Source organism: Bacillus sp. FSL P2-0099 (genome assembly GCF_038007445.1).
GTDB classification, from domain to species: domain Bacteria; phylum Bacillota; class Bacilli; order Bacillales; family Bacillaceae_G; genus Bacillus_A; species Bacillus_A mycoides.
Window position 1 is genome coordinate 2574038 of sequence record NZ_JBBOXE010000001.1, and the last position, 23028, is coordinate 2597065.

The window sequence follows — 23028 nt, forward strand, 5'->3', positions numbered from 1 at the left end:
TAGCTGTAGCGCATAATAACCTCAAGGAAATCTTCAAGGATGTTGAGAGAACTCATACATTTCAGCATGAATTAGAGAACCTACTAAAGAAAGAAAAGATTGGATTGGAATAATAGTGAAGGAAAATCTTTTTTCCATAGAGAATATTTCTAGCGTAGGAATTTAAGTATGTAGGTTCTAGCGAAAGGAGAATTCACATGAATACATTTGTAAATGACACGTTTTATGAAACTAGAAATCAATTATTTGAGGAAATTACTTTGTTAAGTGATGCTCAATTTAATAGGAAACCAGATAAGGATAAATGGAGTATAGCAAAAGTTTGTCATCACTTAGTTTTATTAGATGAGAGAGTTATAACAGTTATTTCATCGGGATTAAAAAAGATGGATAGTATCTTAAATGAGCGTAAAGAAATTCACACTATTTTATTAGATAGATCGATAAAATTTATAGCCCCAGAAATGATTGAACCAAGTATAGAACCATTTGAAGTGCAGCAAATGGTTGATTTGTTAAACGACTCTAGAAAAGAATTGATGCGTTTCCTGAGTACAATAGAAGATGAATCTATATTAGCGAAAAAATCAGTGACGCATCCAGCTCTTGGAGAATTACTTCTTGATCAGTGGATAGAACTGATCTATTTGCATGAACAGCGTCATATAGAACAAATTAAAGAGATAAAATTGCTTTGTGGAGTTGAAAAGTAAAAATCATTATCTATTTATTGAGCGATTTGGGATAGCATCAAGGGTTCGAGTGATAAAATACAAGTCCTGATTAAAATTATGATGAATTTAGTTGAAAGCAACCAATAAGCAGAAAAAAATACGAAACTAGCAGATTTTACTCCTGAAGAGGAAACGAACATTTGAAAAAAATCTGAATCCGATTTGCTGTATAAGTGTAACCCCGTCTTAAATGAAGAGCGGGGTTATTATTTTTGGAAGTGATCTCAGTATTTTCATATAGAAGGAAAAAATTAGAAATAAAATCCGAAAATGAGTTGCATGTCCAAAATTTTGAAAGTACATATACATCTACCGTTGGTTTAGCGCCCTTCACACGTTGGAGGAAGAAGTATTTTATTAGAAAATGATAAAATACTATTCTGTTAGGGGATATATGCATTTTATTCTCTATATTTTCACAGCAAAACCAACTACAAAATTATCTTTTATAGTTGAATTTCTCTGAATAATAAGTTACATTTTTAAAGTTCAAGCAACTTTATGACAGTACAAAAAGGGGAGAAATATTGTTATTATGCAAAAAATGAAATGGAAGAACTATGTATGCAATTTTATTATTCTTATGCTTCTTGTAACAGCAGTAACAGTCAAACCAGCTATTTCTAAGGCTGAGGAATCTAATGTTAATATTACATTGTTAGGTACTGCAGATATTCATGGTAGATTTATGCCTTGGGATTATGCGCTTGATGGAGCAAATATGAGTGGAAGTTTGACGCAGCTTTATACGGTTATAAAGAAGGTACGTCAAGAAAATCCAAATACCATATTAGTAGATGCCGGGGATACAATTCAAGGAAACTCAGTAGAATTATTCAACGATAAGCCACAATCGCCAATGATGGTAGCAATGAATACAATGGGATATGACGCCTGGGCATTTGGAAATCATGAATTCAACTTTGGATTAGATACATTGAAAAAAGTTAGTGAGCAATACAAGGGAAAGACGTTAGCAGGAAATATTTATAAGGAAAATGGAGAGCGTTTTCTTCCTGCATATACGATTGTTGAAAAAGGTGGAATTAAAGTCGGGATTATTGGTATGAATACACCAATGATTAGTGATTTTGAAAAAGGGACAGATCATTTGGATGGTTTAGTAGTGAAAAATCCAGTAGAAGAGACAAAAAAGGCTATTAAAGAATTAGAAGATAAAGTAGATGTAATGGTAGGGGTTATGCATATGGGACTAGAAAATGAGAATGGAATCCCAGGTACTGGTGTTCAAGATATTGCGAATGCTTGTCCGGAACTAAGCGCTATTTTTGCGGCTCATATGCATAAACTTGTAAAAAAAGAAGTTGTAAATGGCGTAATTATTACAGAACCAGATAAATACGGAACGCATATTTCACGTATTGACCTTACTTTTACAAAGCAAGATGGGAAGCTTGTTTTAAAAGATAAAACAGCTACCGCTATACCTGTAAAAAATGCTGATGGAACTACAGTATTATCTGATTCTACACTTGAAGAAACACTAACACCTTTTCATGAGTATGCGAGAGGAGATGCAAATGTTGTAGTCGCCCAATTAAAGGGTAGAAACCTTGTTCCTGAAAATGAAATAAAGGGTATTCCAAGTGTGCAGATTCAAGAGACACCTTTATCAGATTTCTTTCATGAAGTCATGCTCCATTACAGTAAGGCGGATGTAGTAGCCCATCAAATTGATAATGATTATGCCCGTTTGGATATAGGTCCTATAAAGAAGAAAGATATTGCTTATAATTATCAATATGCTTTGGGAGAAATTACAGTATATAAGATAACTGGAAAAGATTTGAAAGACTATATGGAATGGGCAGCAGGATATTTTAACTCATCTCGTGCCGGAGATGTAACAGTTAGCTTTGATAAAAATCGTCGTGCGTCTAAATACAGTACGAACGATTTCTTTGGAGGCGTAAAATACGAAATTGACTTAACAAAACCATATGGTAGTAGAATTACAAATTTACGCTCTATTCGTACAAATAAACCAATCAAAATGAGCGATGTTATGACGCTAGGAATGAATGCGTATAGAATGGAGGCTCTTCAGGCAAAAGGGGGAGCTTTAGAGGGACGTAAATTTGAACAAACTTGGTCATCTAAACAAGAGAATGCATTCGGAGAAACAGGTGGAACCATTCGTAACCTTGCTATTACATATTTAAAAGAGGTAAAGAACGGTGTATACACGCCAAAAGTTATGCATAATTGGAAAATTACTGGTGTAGATACACATTCTTCAGAGCATAAGGCTGTAGTTGATCTTGTAAATAAAGGGATTTTAGAAATCCCAAAAACAGAAGATGGAAAATATACAAATATAGCATCTATAAATACTAAAGATTCAATTACAAAAGAAGAGATTGTAGCACTCTCACAAAAAGCTAATATTAATCCAAATCAGTTTAATCATGTAAAAAGAAAAGGTGAATTTTACAAAAAACTTAGTAGGATAATTAAATAAATATAAAAAAGATGGCTCTCGTGCAAAAAACTATTAAACTTGGACATACCATTATCCTAAAAAAGTTTGTGATCGGTATGGAAATATAGAGAATCATCGGTAAAAAATCCCCTGAATCGCTTTAAAAATTTAGGGGATTTTTCATTTGAATAATTATTGTTTCATTTCTCACTATGTATATTTATAATATGCTTTAAAAGAACATACCTTAAGTTAATAACATGCAATAGATATGTCCTTTTCTATATTTAAATGGGGAGACAAAAATATCTTTGAAAGATATTTTTGACAAGATAAAAAAGCCTGAAACTCATATAAGACTTCAGCAGTCTCAAAACGTTACAATCCATGCAGCTATAGACATAAATAACAAAATTATATTGAAAAATCTAACTTGTATATGCGTTGCCTCACTAAAGTATTTATCTACTATTCTTAAAATAGTAAAGAGTGGTTTTTTATGTTGTTAATAAGATATAAGTGTACTTTGATTAGAATGAATATAGATAATTAACGACTAACCAATTGGATGAGCACCTAAAAGGGCTCATTTTTTATTTTATCGACCACATATATGTAATTTTGCATAATATTACATAAATTTTGTATTTTCTCTTTTTTTCGACATAAATAGACAGTATACTTTGTACAAGCTTTCTATTTCAAAAATTATACGAGGTGAAAAAATGAAAAACACAAAGACATTAACTAAAGTAGCATTAACAACAGGATTAGCTTTAACAGCTGTGGCACCATACGGAATAGGTCATGCAGAGGAAACAGATCAACTTCAAGTTCAAATTCAGGAGGACTCATTCCGTTCAGGTGAACTTACACAACCGTCACAAAAAACACCAGAGAATGTAGTAAAAGATGCTCTTAAGGAGAAAGCTGAACAAGCTCTTTCTCCAAATCAAGTCAATGGAGAAACAGGAGTAGATTATAAAGTTCTTCAAAAACGTGGTTCGTATGATGGAACAACACTTGTGCGTATGCAGCAAACATACGAAGGAAAAGAAGTATATGGCCATCAATTAACTGCACACGTAGATAATAACGGTGTTATTAAAAGTGTTTCAGGCGATAGCGCGCAAAATTTAAAACAAGAAGAATTGAAAAAGCCTATTAATCTATCAAAAGATGAAGCGAAACAATATATTTATACGAAATACGGGAACGATATCAAGTTTATTTCTGAGCCAGAAGTTAAGGAAGTTATTTTTGTTGATGAAAATAATGGACAAGCTAGCAATGCATATCAAGTTACATTTGAAGCGGCAACACCAAACTATGTTTCTGGAACTTATTTAGTAAATGCACAAAATGGTGATATGTTAAAAAATATGGTACAAGAATCTAACTTAAAAGCAAGTGAAAAACTAGTTGGAGCTTTAAAGGAAAGTAAAAAAAGTAGTCTTACATCATTAACTGGAACAGGAAAAGATGATTTAGGTATATCTCGTTCATTTGGTATTTCTAAACAAAGTAATGGTAAATATGCACTTGCTGATTATACAAGAGGGCAAGGAATTGAAACATATGATGTGAATTACAGAGATATTACTAAAGAAGAAAGCTATTATCCTGGTACACTAGCAACCAGCACTTCAACAACATTTAACGATCCAAAAGCAGTAAGTGCTCATTATTTAGCAACAAAGGTATTTGATTTTTATAAAGATAAATATAAGCGTAATAGTTTTGATAATAAGGGACAAAAGGTAGTTTCAGTTGTACATGCTTGGGATTCTGAAGATACGAACGATCCGAAAAATTGGCAAAATGCATTAAGTGCTAATAATGGAAGTATGCTTGTATATGGCGATCCTATTGTCAAGGCATATGACGTAGCTGGACATGAATTTACACATGCTGTTACTTCTAGCGAATCTAATCTTGAATATTACGGTGAACCTGGTGCGATTAATGAAGCGCTATCTGATATTATGGGAACATCTATTGAGAAATACGTAAATAATGGAAGCTTTAACTGGACAATGGGAGAACAAACTGGATCTGTTTTCCGTGATATGGAAAACCCAGCTTCTGTTCCATCTTCACTTGGAGTACCTTATCCAGATGATTACAGTGAATTTAACGATTTTAATGGATGGGATCAAGGCGGCGTTCATTTTAATTCAAGTATTATTAATAAAGTTGCGTATCTCATTGCAAAAGGTGGAACTCATAACGGAGTAACTGTTAAAGGAATTGGTGAAGATAAAATGTTTGATATTTTCTATTATGCAAATACAGATGAATTAAACATGACATCTAATTTCAAAGAATTGAAATCAGCATGTATTCGAGTGGCAACTAATAAATATGGGGCGAATACAGCTGAAGTTCAAGCAGTGCAAAAAGCATTTGATGCAGCAAAAATTAAGTAAGTTAGAAATATAGTTTTCATTCATATATTAATACATTATGAAAATCAGCTAATGTCATTTTAAGGATATTAGCTGATTTTTTACGTAGCAATGTATTAGTGAAAATAAAATTACTAAGCAATAATCAGGCATCTATCTTCAATAAGTTACGACAAATATATAAGATTTCAAGGATATAAAAACAGAAAATTAATAATATATTGACCTTTTAATAGTAAGTGCTATAAAATGAAAGCGATAACAAACGATTGCTTTAAAATGATTTCCCTGATCTTTTAGTATTTACAAATATAAGAAGGAATAAACAAATCTATTTTTTTGAGTTTTAATGCAAACGTTTTCGTAAGGGTTGTTTCCATCTTATATTTGATTTTCGTATAAAAGATCATTGAAATACATACGTAAAAATAGCCAATATGGAGGTGAAGTAAAAGAGACTCCTAGATTAATTTAAACCGTGTTTCGTAGTATGAGCATAATAAATTGTTCGTAATATTTAAAGAAAGGGTGTATGGGGTGCAAATTACAAAAAAATTAATTAACAAATCGTTTTTATTACTTACCATAATCGTTATGTTATCATCTGTTTTCTCTTTTCAGAGTGTGAAGGCAGTTTCAAATTCGAAAACAACTGAAGTTATCATTCATTACAAAGAGAAATCTGGAAATACAAAAGACTGGAATCTTTGGGTATGGGGAGAAAATGCAAACGGTAAATCTTATGAATTTACTGGTGAAGATGAATTTGGAAAATACGCTAAGATAAAAATAGATGGTGACTATAATCGTGTAGGGTTTATAGTTCGTACCAATGAATGGGAAAAAGATGGAGGTGATCACTGGGTTGAAAATATAAGGGATGGTCGTGCTGAAGTATGGATCCTTTCGGGTGATGAAAAAGTATATGATTCTAAGCCTTCTTCGGATCTCTCAATTCAAAAAGCTACTATTGATAGTTTTAATGAAATTACTGTAACGACTAATGTTCCGTTTAATAGTAAGGAACAGAAAATTGAAATTGAAGGCGTTAAAATTAAGGGAATTAGTCCTTATGATAAAAATAGTGGAGATATTACTAATAAGGTTAAAATAATTACGGAACAGAAAATTGATTTAAAACAAACATACAAAGTTAAAATAGCAAACTTAGCTGATGCGAATACTGAAATCGGTAAAGTCATTCGTAGCGAGGAATTTGATAATTTATTTTATTATGGTGGTAATGATTTAGGGAATATATATACTCCGCAACATACAAAGTTCCGTTTATGGGCTCCTACTGCGAGTGAAGCGAAGTTAGTTACATATAAAAAATGGAGCGATAAAATAGGTACTGAAATAAACATGCAACAAGGTGAAAAGGGAACTTGGAAAGCAGAACTTAAAGGGAACCAAAAAGGTCTCTTTTATACGTATAAGGTGAAAATTGGGGATAAGTGGACTGAAGCGGTTGATCCGTATGTGCGTGCTGCTTCTGTAAATGGAGATAAAGGTGCAGTTGTTGATTTAGAAGAAACAAATCCGAAAAAATGGAAAGCAAACAAAAAACCGAAATTTAAAAATCCGGAAGATGCTATTATTTATGAATTGCATGTACGCGATCTTTCCATCCAACCTGAAAGTGGTATTAAGCAAAAAGGAAAATATTTAGGTGTAACAGAAAAAGGAACAAAAGGGCCTGAAGGTGTAAAAACAGGACTTGATCATATGAAAGATCTTGGTGTTACTCACGTTCAGTTTTTACCGATATTTGATTATGCTTCAGTAAATGAAGAGAATTTAAATGAACCACAATATAACTGGGGATATGACCCGAAAAATTTCAACGTCCCAGAGGGCTCCTATTCTACAAATCCTTTTGAGCCAACTGTTCGAATAACTGAATTAAAGCAAATGATTCAAACATTGCATGATAATAATCTTCGTGTTGTGATGGACGTAGTATATAACCATATGTATAATGCCGCTGAATCAAATTTTCATAAGTTAGTTCCAGGTTACTATTATCGTTACAATGAAGACGGAACATTAGCAAATGGAACTGGAGTAGGGAATGATACCGCTTCAGAACGAAAGATGATGAGAAAATTTATGGTAGATTCCGTCACATACTGGGCAAAAGAATACAATTTAGATGGGTTCCGTTTTGATTTAATGGGTATTCATGATTATGAAACGATGAATGAGATACGTAAAGCTGTTAATCAAATTGATCCTTCTATTATTCTGCATGGAGAAGGCTGGGATTTAAATACACCTCTTGCAGCTGAATTGAAAGCAAATCAAAAAAATGCGGAGAAAATGAAAGGGATTGCTCATTTTAACGATAATATTCGTGATGGATTGAAAGGTAGTGTATTTGAGGAGAAAGAAAATGGTTTTGTAAATGGAAAGCAAAACATGGAAGACCGTATTAAAAAAGGCATTACAGCCGGTATTGACTATGATACAAATTCGTCTACTTATCAAGATCCGGAGCAGGTGCTAACTTATGTGGAAGCACATGACAATCATACTTTATGGGATAAACTTGAGTTGACTAATTCAGGTGACAGTGAAGAAATGCGAAAACAAATGCATAAATTATCTTCTTCTATTTTATTAACATCACAAGGTATTCCATTCTTACATGCAGGACAAGAGTTTATGCGCACAAAATATGGTGATCATAATAGTTACAAATCTCCTGATTCTATTAACCAGATGGATTGGTTACGCCGTGCAGCATTTAATAATGAAGTAGAGTATATGAAGGGCTTAATAGATTTACGAAAAAAATACCCAGCTTTTCGTATGACTTCTGCAGAGCAAATTAAAAAGTATGTAGCTTTTATCGATGTTCCCAAAAATGTTGTAGCTTATACAATAGATGGAAAGGGAAGTGGGAATAAAAGCGAATACTTTATGGTGGCCCACAATGCAAATAGGGAAGCCGTTGACATAACACTTCCATCGAAAGGTCCATGGAAAGTGCTAGTAAACGAGAATCAGGCGGGAAGTAAAACACTTTACGTTGTCCATGACAATAAAATTAAAGTTCCTGCATTAAGTTCACTAGTTTTAAAAACAGAGAAACCGATTAAATAAAAGCAAATAATGTGAAAGTATATACTGAATTGAGCAAATTGAATAGGGATTACAAATGAAAAAAGCGAAGTGAAGGTTGTTTTCACTTCGCTTTTAAAGTTAATGTAGTATAATTTCACATACTGTAATTATATTACAATTTAATAACGGAAATAGACAAGAGATTATTGCTATTGTAACAGTAGGGGAGGAGGTATCTTTGTATTTATTTATAAAATTATCTGAAATACATTCTTAATTTATATAATTTTTAATATACATTCGAACATCTAACGAGCTAGATGTTCGAGTTATATTAATTCCTACAAATCGTTCGAAAAATAACAAAGGCGTAAAAGTATATGGAATTAAAATAGAGAAAAGACACCTAAAATGGTGTCTTTTCTCTATTTTAAATACGATATGTTAGTAACTCACTTGTATGTAATAGTATGTGCATATTTACACTAACTTCTAAAGAAAAATTTCAAATTCTTTTCTTAATCTATTTGTAATAAATCTCATTAGAAAATTTTATCGCTATAACAAATAAAACTTTCTCAATATTATTTTGTTTAATAACTATTTCCATCTGCTTTCCAATCCATTACAATAATTTCACATTGAAAATACATGGAAATTCTCAATGTTCCAAATGATTTATACCTTATAGGAATACTATGGGAAAGGATGTAAAATGTCTAATAAAAAATCATTTTTTATGACGAAATAAAAAATTTCAATGAAGAAAAAGTTATTTCATTATTCTCAAGTTACGTTGAAGTACATGTATTTATAATCACTATGAAACAAAGGGCAGAATCTAAGGACTATTTTTGTAGATTAGAAAATTGTATTTTAAAAATAAGTAAAACGTTTATGGAGGGTTATATGAGCGAGCAAATTTATTACTGGTCTCCTATTAAGCATTGGGAGAAGTTGCATAATGAAATTTTGATAGGAGAAACAAGATTTACAGGCGTTTTGTCTGAGTGGTTTCCTGAGTTTTATTTTTTTACTCAAAAAGGTGTGAAAATTAGTGAACTAGTAGAGCACTTTTCATTAGGAAATGTAGAAGAGACACAAAAAACAGTAGAGCTTATGATAAAAAATCGTGTGTTAGTAAGTAACATATTACACCCAAGAGAAGTATTTTCCACACAAGAAAAGATTTTTCCGAATCCATATAGCAACCAGATTCGCTTTTCTAAAGAAGATTTAGATAAGTATATGAGTGAACAATTGAATCGAACACACCATGCTGTGCGGTCAACCGAAATTCAACTTGAAACAACAAATGAGTTACCCACTATAATCAAGGAACGTAGGTCTTGTCGCCAATTTGATATGAAAAAACATATTAGTTTTTTAGAATTTTCCCAATTCATATCAACTCTAAAACAGGTTAGGAAAGAACATATATACTATCATTACGCAAGTGCAGGCGGACTCTACCCTATTGATATCTTTATTTATATAAAACCAAAACGTATAGAAGGTATGAAAGCTGGGTTTTATTATTATAACCCAGCAAAAAACTGTCTTGTGATTGTAAATAATATTGATCAAGTAATCAAAAGTGATCATGAGTTAATTAACCAAGATTTATTTACTCAGTCTGCCTTTTCAGTTTATTTGGTTTATAATGCGAACGCTTCCATCCCGAAATACGGTTCAGATGGATATTTATTTGCTTGTATTGAGTCTGGTATTATCACTGCTACCTTAAATATGGTGGCTGAGACATTGAATTTAGGCGTTTGTTCAGTTGGTCATATGAAATTTGAAGAGATTCAGCAATTTTTATGTTTGGATAACCATCAAGTATTTCTCCATGGGCTTGAAGTTGGCTTGAAAATTAACGAATAGATGAAATGAATATTAGGGGGATAAAGATAAAAATGCACATTAAAGATCGAAGTTCGATTCATGAAAATAAAGGGGTAGAGGCGTTTTGGAAAGAGCAGTTATCTTCCGAGGTTCTCGATTTTTCTGTATTTAATAGCGGTTACCAACTAAATAAAGAAAATCCTTGCGAGCACGTTCAAGTCATAATGAATGTAGAGTTTAGTAAAAGTATACAAAAAGTAATTAAGTCTCAAGATTTATTATTATTTAGCTGGTTACAGGCCGCGTTAAGGATTTGTTTGGCACACTATACAGATCAAGAAAGGATTACTATTGGTATTCCTGTAATTGAAAAGAATATTGAACAAAGCGAGAATCTTAATAAGTTGATTCCTTTAGGAAGTGAAATCTATCCGCATCACAGCTTTAAACAAGTAGTAAATCAGATTGAACAAACGACTTTATTCGGGTATGACAATCAGAGTTATCCACTCTCTGAATTATTAGCGAAACACCATTTAACTCCTTTTCAAATTGTTATTGGGATGGAAGGATTACATAATAAAAATTTGATAGAAGAATATGCAGAGAATAATTTAGCCATCTGGATACAAAGAAAATGGAATGAAATACATAATGAATTTGAAATTCAAATTTCTTTCAAGTCTCATTCATTCTCTTCTTTGCAACAGTTTGCAAATTCATATCTTTATGTTTTAAAGCAAGTGTCAACAAATTCGAATTTGGCTGTGAAAGATATTTGTATCATTTCAGAAGAAGAGAAAGAGTTGCTAGAAGAATTGAATCAAGGTCAGGCGGACATAGAATTGTCTCAATCATTTCAAAATTTGTTTGAGGAACAAGTGTTAAAAACCCCAGATCAAATTGCTGTTGTTTGTAATGATCAATCTTTGACATATAGAGAATTGAATAAGAAAGCAAATCAATTGGCCTCTATTCTTCAAAGTAAAGGTGTTTCCAAAGAAAGTATTATTGGGGTTATGGTAGATCGGTCATTGGAAATGATCATTGGCATGGTGGGGATTTTAAAAGCAGGAGCAGCGTATTTACCAATCGATCCTAACTATCCAAATGAACGAATTGAATATATGTTACAAGATAGTCAAGCGAAATGTTTACTGAGCAAGCGAACAGAAGTAGAATTGCCGCAATTTGCGGGTGAAGTGCTGTATCTTGATGAGGAATATCTCTTCCAAGGTGAGGAAAGTAATTTAGTTCGAGAAAGTTATCCTAATGATTTAGCTTATGTTATTTACACATCGGGATCGACAGGGAATCCAAAAGGGGTAATGGTAGAACAGAAATCTCTTGTCCATTTTTTAAGTGTAATGAGAGAAAAAGTAAAAGATAATCAGTCATTCTTGTTTCTTGCTAGTGTATCTTTTGATATCTCCTTGTTAGAAATATGTCTGCCTTTAACACAAGGTTCGAAAGTAGTTATTGCTACAGAGGATCAGTTCGCAACAAAAGAATTAGCTTATTTGGTCAAAGAACATAAGGTGGATTTATGGGAATCAACGCCATCGCGAATGGAAGTGATTTTGAGTGATCCAGAAGGGGCAAATTTTCTAAAAGATTTAAAATCTATTTTGTTAGCAGGAGAAGCATTTTCCATTGATTTGGTTGAAAAAATTCGATGCATCAGTGAAGCGACAATTTTAAATATTTATGGTCCTACAGAAACAACCATTTGTGCAACAGTAAAGGATTTGAGCTCTGCCAAAGAAGTTACGATTGGAAGTCCCAACCCGAATTATCATTCCTATATATTGAATAAGTATGGTCAATTAAAACCATTTGGAATTCCGGGTGAACTCTGCATTGGTGGCGTGGCGGTAGCACGAGGGTATCTTGGGAAATCTAAACTGACAGATGAAAAGTTTGTACCGAGTCCCTTTACGGCAGGAGAAATGATGTATCATACGGGTGATCTCGTTCGTTGGTTGCCTAATGGAGAACTTGAATATCTAGGTCGAATGGATCATCAAGTAAAAATTCGGGGATATCGGATTGAATTAAGAGAGATCGAAAGCCAGTTAAGGGAATATCCAGAAATAAACCAAGCTATCGTTGTTGATCAAGTATATGGAAATAGGAAATTATTAGCTGCGTACTATGTATCGGATAATAAGGTCTCTTTTGATGAAATCAGAAAATATTTAAGTGATAAATTACCTGAGTTTATGATTCCTGAAAAAATGATTCAGGTGGAAGAGATTCCGTTGAATCCAAATGGGAAAGTAGATAGGAAAAGGTTATTAGATATAACACAAACAGATTATGTATCAATTCCATACGTTGCCCCGCGCAATGAAATTGAACAAAAATTGGTGCATGCATGGGAAAAAGTTATGGAGATTGAGGGAATCGGTATTCATGATAATTTTTTTGCTTTAAAAGGAGAATCGATTAAAGCACTTCAGGTAATTAATCTATTAAGAAAAGACTGCTTAAAAATAAGTACAACAGATTTTTTTAAGCATCCCACGATTGCTCAACTTAGTACTTGTGTAAAGTTAGAGCATAAAACGGAAAACTTTGAAAATAGACCAACCCATGTTAAAGATTTGTCTAAGCCATTTCCCTTAACAGAGGTTCAGACAGCGTACATGTTAGGACGGAATTCACAGTTTGAATTAAGTGGTATTTCACCTCAAACTTATTTTGAATATGAAACAGAATTGAATATCAATCGTCTTTCAAAAAGTTTTCAAAAGGTAATTCAACGTCATCCGATGTTACGAGCTGTAATTTTACCAGAGGGAGAACAGCAAATATTACAAAGCGTTCCTGATTACGAGATTGAAATAGTAAGTCTCATAGATTTAGATGATAGGAATCAAAATGCTCGCTTACAAGAAGAACGTTCTCGAATGACTAATCATGTATTTCCTTTAGGGCAATGGCCTTTGTTTGAATTAAAAGCCTTTCTTTTAAAAGAAGACACGTATTTATTATGTTTTCGATACGATGCTTTATTAATGGACGGAGCAAGCATGAACATCGTTGGACAGGATTTGTTTCATTATTATTATAAACCAGAGCAAAGGTTAGAACCTCTATCTTTTGATTTTCAAGATTACATGTTTATCTATGATGAACTGGAACAAAGTACAGAATATAAAACAGCAAAAGATTATTGGACAAGTAAGCTTCCTGACTTTCCGTTTGCGCCTTCTTTGCTGTTAAAAAAGGATCCGGCAGAGATTGCTATTCCTAAGTTCCAATCACTTAATAAGATCCTGGACAATGAAATATGGACAAAGCTACGAAAGTTAGCACAAGAGAAAGAAGTAACTCCTTCGGCTCTGCTTTGTACAATATATAGTGATGTATTGGCATATTGGAGTAATCAACGTCGATTGGCAATTAATTTGACTGTATTTAACCGTTATCCTGTTCATGAAGAAGTAGAGCAAATTGTGGGAGATTTCACTTCACTCATCTTGTTGGATGTTGATGTGAATCCAGATCAATCTTTCTTTACTAGAGTAAAAGAAACGCAATCTACTTTATTAGATGGTCTCGAACATCGCCATTACGATGGAGTTAATTTCATTCGAGATTTTACTCGATATCATCAAATGACGCCAAAAGCAGTTATGCCAATTGTTTTCACCTCGATGCTAGCAGGTGCGGGGGCTTTTGCTTGGGAACAACTTGGTTCACTTCGCCATATTCATGCTCGGACTCCACAAGTGCATTTGGATAATGTGGTAATTGAAAAAAATGGAGAGTTATTAATTAGCTGGAACTATGTTGAAGAATTGTTTGATGTTGATGTGATAGAAGCGATGTTTCACCAATTTGTTGACTTATTGGAACAATTAGTGAAACAAAGTGACGTAACATCTTTGCAGATGAAAGAGTTAGACCATGCTTTAATTGAGCAATACAATGAGACAACAGAAAAAATACCGTCGACTACTTTAAATCAATTATTTACAGACCAAGTAAAACGTACACCGGATGAAGTAGCAGTAGTTTTTGAACAAGACTACTTAACATACTCGGAGCTTCATAAGCGCTCCAATCAAGTTGCGCACTTTTTAAAAGAACAAGGAATTGGTCTAGGTGACAAGGTTGGTCTTTTAGCACAAAGACGAGTTGACACAATTGTTAATATGATAGGTATTTTAAAAGCAGGTGCCGCTTATGTTCCGATTGATCCCGACCATCCTTCAGATCGCCAAACATATATTTTAGAAAATAGCTCATGCAAACTTTTATTAGAACCTAGTCTTTATGCAGAAAACCGCTTGTCATTATACACAACAGAAGATATGCCTGCTATTGCTGGTCCGGAAGATCTTGCCTATATTATCTACACTTCAGGAAGTACAGGAAAACCGAAAGGAGTAATTATTACTCACCAAGCGGTTGCAAATACCATTCAAGATATTAATCAAAAATATCAGGTAAATGAAGATGATCGTATTATTGGTATTTCTTCTATGTGTTTTGACTTATCTGTATACGATATTTTCGGAACGTTAAGCACAGGTGCAATCTTGGTAATGATTCGTGACCCAAGAGACATGCAAGAATTAATCCGTACTGTCGAACGTAGAGGAATTACAATTTGGAATACAGTACCTGCAATTATGGATTTGGCATTAGATCAAGTAGGTTCTCATTTTGAACATTCTTCCTTGCGTTTAGTTTTACATAGTGGAGATTGGATTCCACTTTCTTTACCAGAAAAAATAAAACGACATTTTCCGATTGCGGAAGTAGTTTCACTCGGAGGAGCAACAGAAGCATCGATTTGGTCAATTTATTATCCGGTCAAACAGGTGGAATCGCATTGGAAAAGTATTCCATACGGGATTCCTTTGGCAAACCAAACGTATTATGTGTTGAACTATGAAAAGAAAATGTGCCCTGTTGGTGTAATTGGAGATTTATATATCGGGGGAGTGGGCCTTGCTAAAGGATATTTAAATGATGAACAGAAAACAAATGAAGCATTTGTATCACATCCTGATTTTGGTCTTATTTACAAGACAGGAGACTGTGGAAAAATGCATCCTGAGGGATATATTGAATTTTTAGGCCGCCAAGATTATCAAGTCAAAATTCAAGGATATCGAGTAGAGTTAGAAGAAATCGCCCATTGTCTTCTCACTTACAAACAAGTCGAACATGCAGTAGTGATTGATCAGACAGATGAGTATGGTATAAAATTTTTAGTCGCATATGTGGTAACTGAGAAAAATATTAGCACAACAGAACTTCGAAAGCATTTGCGAGATCACTTGCCAGGTTACATGATTCCTTCTTATTTTGTTTATTTGGAACAATTGCCCTTGACTCCAAACGGGAAATTAGATAGAAAAGCGCTCCCTACTCCGGAGAAACAAACAAATGAAGTATTTATTGCTCCAAAAACGGAAATGGAAAAAATATTAACTAGTGTTTGGCAAGAAGTACTCAAAGTAAATCGGATTGGAGTAAATGATCATTTCTTTGCCTTAGGTGGAGATTCGATAAAAGCGATTCAAGTTTCCGTCAGACTGTATAGACAAGGATTTGAGCTGGAGCCAAAAAATTTATTTTCATTTCCTATATTAGGAGACATGGTTCAATTTGTTAAAAAGCTTGATCATCTTCCAAATTCGCAAACAAGTGATGTAAACAAAATGAACGATAATAAAGTTACAGTACTAAATGTTAAAGATAAACAACTTAATCAACATACACTTATCAAAATACAAGAAAAAATGCCAGAAATAAAAATAGAACGTATTTACCCATTGGCACCTTTCCAGGAAGTTATTTATGAACATGCTGCGACTGAACCTGATACAAATGCATATTTCGAACAAACAATTTGGGCACTTGAGGGGGAGCTGGATATTAATCTCTTTATTCAGTGTTTCCAACAATTAGTTGATCGTCATGACTCTTTAAGAACGATAATTGTGCAAGATGAACAAGCACAACCTTGGCAAGCTGTTCTACATGATGTTCAAATGATTTCAGAGATAAAAAACTTGATTGAGATGACGAAACAAGAACAGCAAGAATTCCTAGACCAGTGGATGAATGAAAATTTAAGTCAAGGATTCAAAAATGATGAACTCATGACCCGTCTTTGTATATTCCAACTAGAAATTAACGAGCATAAGGTGGTTTGGAGTTCCCATCATCTATTATGTGATGGTTGGAGCGTCAGCATTTTGATAGACGAATTATTCCAGCTCTATGAAACAATAAATGCGGGAACTACGGCAGAGTTACCTATAGTGAAACCTTTTGAGACATTCATAGATTGGACTGTAGCACGAGATCATGAGAAAGCACGTCATTTTTGGCGGGATTATTTATCAGGATACAATCGGAAAATTAGTATTCCTAAAAAGAAAGTACCAACTCAAAGTGAAGGGTTAAATTTCACATTTATGGATTTAACATTAGATAAGGATTTGACTAATCAGTTACAGACATTTGTAACTAAAAACAATATAACTATGAATTCGGCATTACTAGCTGTATGGGGAATATTGCTTGGCAAATACAACGGAATGAGAGAAGTAGTATTACCTAATCTAGTATCAGTCAGACCTCCCGAAGTAGAAGGGATTGAAAATATGTTCGGTCTGTTCACAAATATTTTGCCTATCCGACTAGCATGGACAGAAACGCAATCTTTTGTGGACTTCCTGCAAAAAGTACAACTAGAAACATTGAAATGTAATGAGTATGCATACTATTCATTTGTTGATATACAAAAACAAAGTGAATTAAAAACTGAGTTGACTGACCATCTGTGGGTTTTTGAAAACTATCCGACTAACTCAGCTATCTTTTCTTCAAATGAAAACAGAAATTTTGCCATCACAGATTACGAAGTTGTTGATGAGCCTCATGTAAAGTATGGAATTATGTGCTTCCCTGAAGAGAAACTTACAATAAAGTTTGGATATGATCAAACCGTATATGAAGCGGAGAAAATACAGGAAATATTGAATCACATCCATCAGTTAATCAACATGATTCTTCAAAATCCAATACAGGCAATCGGTGATTACAAATTATAAAAAATGAAAAGGCGAGCAAGAACTCGCCTTTTTAAATAGAATAGGAGTAAACCAAATGACAAAAAACTTGCAGTTATCAGCCGAAGAGATGCGTCAGTTAGGATATCAAGCGGTGGACTTGATTGTTGATCATATGAATCATTTAAAAAGTAAACCAGTTTCGGAAACGATTGATAGTAATATTTTTAGAGACAAGCTAATTGAAACGATTCCAGAAAACGGATCCAATCCAAAAGAGTTACTTCATTTTCTTAATAACAATGTGTTTAATCAAATTACTCATGTGGATCATCCTCATTTTATGGCTTTTGTGCCAGGTCCTAATAATTATGTTGGTGTAATAGCAGATTTTTTAGCAAGTGGGTTTAATGTATTTCCTACAGCTTGGATAGTAGGTGCAGGTGCTGAACAAATTGAATTAACGACAATCAACTGGTTAAAATCAATGCTAGGATTCCCTGATTCAGCTGAAGGGCTATTTGTCAGTGGCGGTTCCATGGCTAATTTGACTGCACTTACTGTAGCGAGACAGGTCAAGCTGAATAATGACATAGAAAATGCGGTTGTGTATTTTTCTAACCAAACTCATTTTTCTGTAGATCGAGCACTTAAAGTATTAGGTTTTAAACATCATCAAATTTGCCGAATTGAAACAGATGAAGATTTAAGAATTTCAGTTAGTACTTTAAGAAAGCAAATAAAAGAAGATCGATTAAAAGGGAAAAAACCATTTTGTGTTATTGCTAATGCAGGGACAACGAATTGCGGAGCGGTGGACTCCCTCGATGAATTGGCTGATCTATGTGGTGATGAAGATGTATGGCTACACGCGGATGGTGCTTATGGGGCTGCAGCAATTCTCAGTGAAAAAGGAAGGGAGGTGTTAAGAGGAATTCATCGTGCTGATTCTTTGACGTTAGACCCGCATAAATGGCTTTTTCAGCCTTATGATGTTGGTTGTGTACTCATTCGCAATAGCCAATATTTAAGTAAAACGTTCCGTATGATCCCAGAGTATATTAAGGATACGGAAACTAATATAGAAGAAAAAGTGAATTTTGGGGAGCGTGGAATTGAACTTTCTCGTAGATTTAGGGCATTAAAGGTATGGCTTTCTTTTAAAGCATTTGGAGTCACAGCTTTTCGTGAGGCAATAGATCATGGCATTATGTTGGCTGAACAAGTTGAAGAGTTTTTAAGGAAAGAAAAAGATTGGGAAGTAGTAACACCTGCCCAATTAGGAATTGTTACTTTTCGTTATATTCCTTGTAAGCGAACGTCTACAGAAACAATTCATGAAATAAACAAAAAACTGGTGGAAGAAATTAATCAAAGAGGATTTGCTATGCTAAGTACGACTAAATTAAAAGAAAAAGTAGTAATTCGACTTTGCTCTATCAACCCGAGGACAACATTAGAAGAAATACTTCAAATCATGATGAGCATTAAGGCGTTGGCAGAGGAAATAAACACATCGCCTAAACATCTTATATCTGTTTCTCAACCTTGATATATTAGGTGAATTTTACATATTAATAGCCGATTCTTAATGAGAATCGGCTATTATACTATTTACGAGTGTTTTTCTTGTAAAGGGATTAAGCCTCAACCTTAGAGACTCTTTTGAAACCAGTCTTTACTGCTTGTACCATTTCGTTTACAGCGTAAATAGATACATCGGCATTTGGATTTAACCCTTCAAACCAGTGATAGGCATTTGGATATAAATGAAACTCGACATCAACACCAGCTTGCGCTAGTTTGCTTACATAGGTTAATGTTTCACTGCGGAATGGATCTAATTGACCAACAAATGTGTAAGTATATGGTAAATCACTATAATCCTCTGCTCGAGAAGGCGCTGCATAGACAGGGATTTGATCTGTTCCATACATTTCTCCTAAATACATTTTCCAACCGGCTTCATTTGCCTTTTGATTCCAAACAAATCCTTCTTTAATTTCATTCGCTGAAGGTGTATTATTTCGGTCATCAATCATTGGATAGAGTGGCATCTGTAAACAAATTGAAGGATATTTTCGATCTCGGGCTAATAATGATAATGCTGCTGTTAGTCCACCTCCAGCGCTTACTCCTGCAACCCCAATTCGATTCGAATCAATGTTTAATGACTTCGCATTATCAGCAATCCATTTTAAAGCTGAATAACAATCCTCAATTGGTGCTGGGTAAGGGTGTTCAGGTGCTAAGCGGTAGTCTACAGACACGACAACACAGCCAGCTTCTTTTGCAAACCTCATACAAGTATCATCGTTATCATCTATAGACCCTAAGATATAACCACCACCATGTATCCATAATAAGACAGGTAAAGGTTCATTATTTGATTTTGGACGATAAATTCTTAATGGTAACGGATTATCATCAGGTCCAACAATGACTTCATCTGTTAACGAAAGGGATTCATCAACAACGGTAGGTGGTCTCATTTGAGCTATTCCTTCTCTGATTGATTGCAAGTTTTCCGGGTGTAAATCGAGATTTGGAAACATCTCTAACCCTTGTAATAACTCTGGATTTACTCTTGTTTTCATTTTAGCACCTCTATTTGTAATTGTTTTCGAATAAATGAAGTGTATTCTAAGTAGTTTAATTGTGAAAAAATATCACAATTAAATTGTAAATTGGATATGCGATAACAGTCAACAGAATATTCGGAAATTAAAGCCTTTCTCAAGAAGGAGTTTCACGCAACCAATAATACAAGTAGTGGATTTAGGAGCAAAGTGTTTTCATGTCGTTGTATTTATGTACACTTAGTCTTCTAATTAAACCAAGTGATAATCCTTTTTATTTTAATGACATATTGCAAGTGATACCTATTCGAATTCATACTCGGAAAGAATTAATCCATTTTCATTCCTTAATATATAATTCAGGGAAATACTCATGGGCAGGCATTAATATAGGAAAACAGTACAAATTAAAATAACTGTTTAAAAAAATTCCTTTTATTTGGCTAGAAAAGGAGTAGATTCTTTTTTCTTATCTAGACTCATGAAGAAGTATGAAAATCAGAATTTATAATTCAAAAGCCAGCTTAAAGTAATTGCAATAATTACTTTGGATAGTAATCTTAAAAAAATATAAAAAAGAGAAGAACTCACCAAAGTTCTTCTCTTTTTTATATGTAATTAGGGTTTCCATAACTGTAGATATGGATGGTGTAAATTAATGGATGAATAATTTACTCTTAAAATTATAACAGAACAATTAAAGATTTTTATATGTAATATTGCATATAAAGGGTAAACAACAATAATTTCTTTTTATAAAAATAAGCCCCTGGTGAAAATGATGAGGAACCCTTTTCCATATGAAATGAACTTGGTATAAAATGAAAGATTACAAGTATAAGATTCTATACTTAGTAATCCCTCACTTTAAGGTATGTCTTTGGGGAAGTGTGAGGAGTTCAATCGATTCTGAATAAAATTGATAGTATCAGTTGCAATTTTTTTACGTTTAAGAACAATCCCGGCATGTCCGCATGTATAAATATATCGCGTAGGTCTTTCCCAGGATTCCCACAAATAGTCCGTATCCTCAGAGTGCACATATAGATCGTGCTTACCTGAAATTAATAAAATATTTTCTTTTTTTACTTTTGGTAACGCTTGACTCGGTTCAGTGATTTTCCAATAAGCTATTAAATCATCATACGTAACACCATGATGTTCCAAATCTTCTCTAATAAATTTACCTGGATTTGTCTTCCAAATTGAATATGAGAGTCGATTCGCGTAGAAAATGGATGCTAACACATCAATTTCTGGTTCAACAAGAGATGTTAAGTTAGTAATAACTCCACCTAAACTGATTCCTATTAAAATCAAGGGACCATTTTTATTTTCTTTTATCCATTTGATCAAAGTTCGTAAATCAGCTACCGCTTGTCTAGTTGCTTCTACAGTTCGTTCAACATTGGCACTTACCATGTACTCTCCACTGTATAGGGATTGGTTCGGTTTTCTGTCAAAATGATATGGTAAAGTGAAATAATACATATTCCACTTCAAGTTGGTCATATGGTCGTGGAATATTTTTTTTACACGTTCGTTAGAATCCATTCTCCAACCGTGAACAAAGATGACATGAGGTGCATCTTCATTTTTATGTAAAAATAATTCTCCAGTGACAGAATCGTTGCGTGAATCACCAGATTGAACTGAGCTTTTATATTTGAATTGTCCAACCATGTATTCCTTTTCTTGTTTTAAATGCTTAATGTTAAAATGAATATGAGATGGTTTTACTTTATAAAAAAATTCTATGTCCTTTATATATAGTGAGGTGTTAGAAAGAGAAGTATACTGAAACTTTACACTTCTTTTTTTGTGCAAATCATACAAGGCGTATCGATCAATGAGTTTTGAAAAAATCAAATTAACCTCCTCCAAAATACATATCGTCTAAAAGATGGACAAAATTTATGCTGTAAATTAATTGTAAAATATTCTCTTTTCCTAATAGTAGATGCTTGAATTATAAAACAGGTGGGAAATTTGTATATTATATTATAAAGCTATCAATAAAATAAAACTATAAATATCTTTTACAAAAACCTAAAAAGCAAGTTAATATTCTCATTCATAAAAGAGAACATTAACTTGCTTATTTTCGTATCAAAAGGTACACCTTTTGAAGTGACGTAATTTATATGAAAGACAATGTGTCAATTTGTATATTTAATACAGTGATAGTTACCATAATTTTCGAAGCCTATAGTTAATTAACCTTACAATATACGTCTTTTTGGTATATAAATAGCTATATTCATTAGAGAAAGAGTTTTAATCCTTCATGAGAATCTTTAAAACCTAATTTCTTATAAAAGTGTAAAGCTTCTTGTCGTTCTTTATCTGTTGTTAACTGTACTAAATGACATCCCCGTAATTTAGCACGTTGAATAGCCCATTTAATAAGTTTACTTCCTATACCTTTACCACGTTTTGATGAGGCTGTCCGTACACCCTCAATTGTAGCTCTCCAACCCCCTTGACGTACAATGTAAGGCGTAAATGTAATTTGTTGAATACCGACAATCTCCGTCCCATCACACGCTACAATCAACTCGTTATTTGGATCACAATCAATAGCATGAAATGCTCTTATATAACTATCAGGGAGTGGTGTTTCATAGCGCTCTCTTTTATTTCCTAAAACATCATCAGCAAGCATTTTTACAATTTCATCTAAATCATCTGCCGTTGCAATCCTAAATGTTATAGTTTCTGTCACTATCAAAAAACCTCCTTAATGTATGCACTTGTTACTTTTATTTTACTTGTTTAAATATAATAGGTTAAATTATAAAATATTATGAGTCTCTATAACTTTTTCTTATAGATAGCATAAAAGCCTAACTTATAAAATTATAATTTAGGCTTTTTAACACAATATTATTATTAGAAAATCCGACC

At 33.4% G+C, this 23028-nt stretch carries 10 protein-coding genes; 7 read left to right on the forward strand and 3 right to left on the reverse strand.

The features are described 5' to 3' along the window. Positions 1-197 precede the first annotated feature (197 nt). The 7 genes from MKY90_RS13100 (at position 198) to MKY90_RS13130 (ending at position 19094) form a co-directional block, all read left to right on the forward strand. Positions 198-713, forward strand: coding sequence for a DinB family protein (locus MKY90_RS13100; RefSeq protein WP_078179238.1), 516 nt, complete (start codon positions 198-200; stop codon positions 711-713). A gap of 556 nt (positions 714-1269) precedes the next feature. Further along, positions 1270-3216: a bifunctional metallophosphatase/5'-nucleotidase gene (locus tag MKY90_RS13105; RefSeq protein WP_002032306.1), complete on the forward strand. Its 1947-nt coding sequence runs from the start codon at positions 1270-1272 to the stop codon at positions 3214-3216. Between the two features lie 686 nt (positions 3217-3902). Continuing rightward, positions 3903-5606 carry a M4 family metallopeptidase gene (locus tag MKY90_RS13110; RefSeq protein ID WP_016127039.1) on the forward strand — a complete coding sequence of 568 codons (1704 nt, stop codon included), beginning with the start codon at positions 3903-3905 and terminating at the stop codon, positions 5604-5606. A gap of 516 nt (positions 5607-6122) precedes the next feature. Then, on the forward strand, positions 6123-8693 hold the full coding sequence (gene pulA / locus MKY90_RS13115; RefSeq protein WP_002127557.1) for a type I pullulanase: 2571 nt from the start codon (positions 6123-6125) through the stop codon (positions 8691-8693). An 870-nt stretch (positions 8694-9563) separates the two neighbouring features. Next, the gene (locus MKY90_RS13120; protein ID WP_016101928.1) at positions 9564-10541 is read left to right on the forward strand and encodes a SagB/ThcOx family dehydrogenase; all 978 of its coding nucleotides are present in this window, start codon (positions 9564-9566) and stop codon (positions 10539-10541) included. Positions 10542-10573: 32 nt separating this feature from the next. Beyond that, on the forward strand, positions 10574-17584 hold the full coding sequence (locus MKY90_RS13125; protein ID WP_341091519.1) for an amino acid adenylation domain-containing protein: 7011 nt from the start codon (positions 10574-10576) through the stop codon (positions 17582-17584). Positions 17585-17639: 55 nt separating this feature from the next. Beyond that, positions 17640-19094, forward strand: a complete 1455-nt coding sequence (locus MKY90_RS13130) for a pyridoxal phosphate-dependent decarboxylase family protein (RefSeq protein ID WP_002127563.1) — start codon at positions 17640-17642, stop codon at positions 19092-19094. Between the two features lie 88 nt (positions 19095-19182). On the opposite strand, the gene MKY90_RS13135 is transcribed toward MKY90_RS13130, so the two are convergent. The 3 genes from MKY90_RS13135 to MKY90_RS13145 all read right to left on the reverse strand — a co-directional run bounded on the left by MKY90_RS13135 (position 19183) and on the right by MKY90_RS13145 (position 22846). After that, on the reverse strand, positions 19183-20139 hold the full coding sequence (locus MKY90_RS13135; protein ID WP_002127565.1) for an alpha/beta hydrolase: 957 nt from the start codon (positions 20137-20139) through the stop codon (positions 19183-19185). A gap of 849 nt (positions 20140-20988) precedes the next feature. Next, complete coding sequence (locus MKY90_RS13140; protein ID WP_050000471.1) at positions 20989-21990, reverse strand: alpha/beta hydrolase; 1002 nt, start codon at positions 21988-21990, stop codon at positions 20989-20991. 394 nt (positions 21991-22384) lie between these two features. Continuing rightward, entirely contained in the window at positions 22385-22846 is a 462-nt protein-coding gene (locus MKY90_RS13145) for a GNAT family N-acetyltransferase (RefSeq protein ID WP_002032325.1), read from the reverse strand. Positions 22847-23028 lie beyond the last annotated feature (182 nt).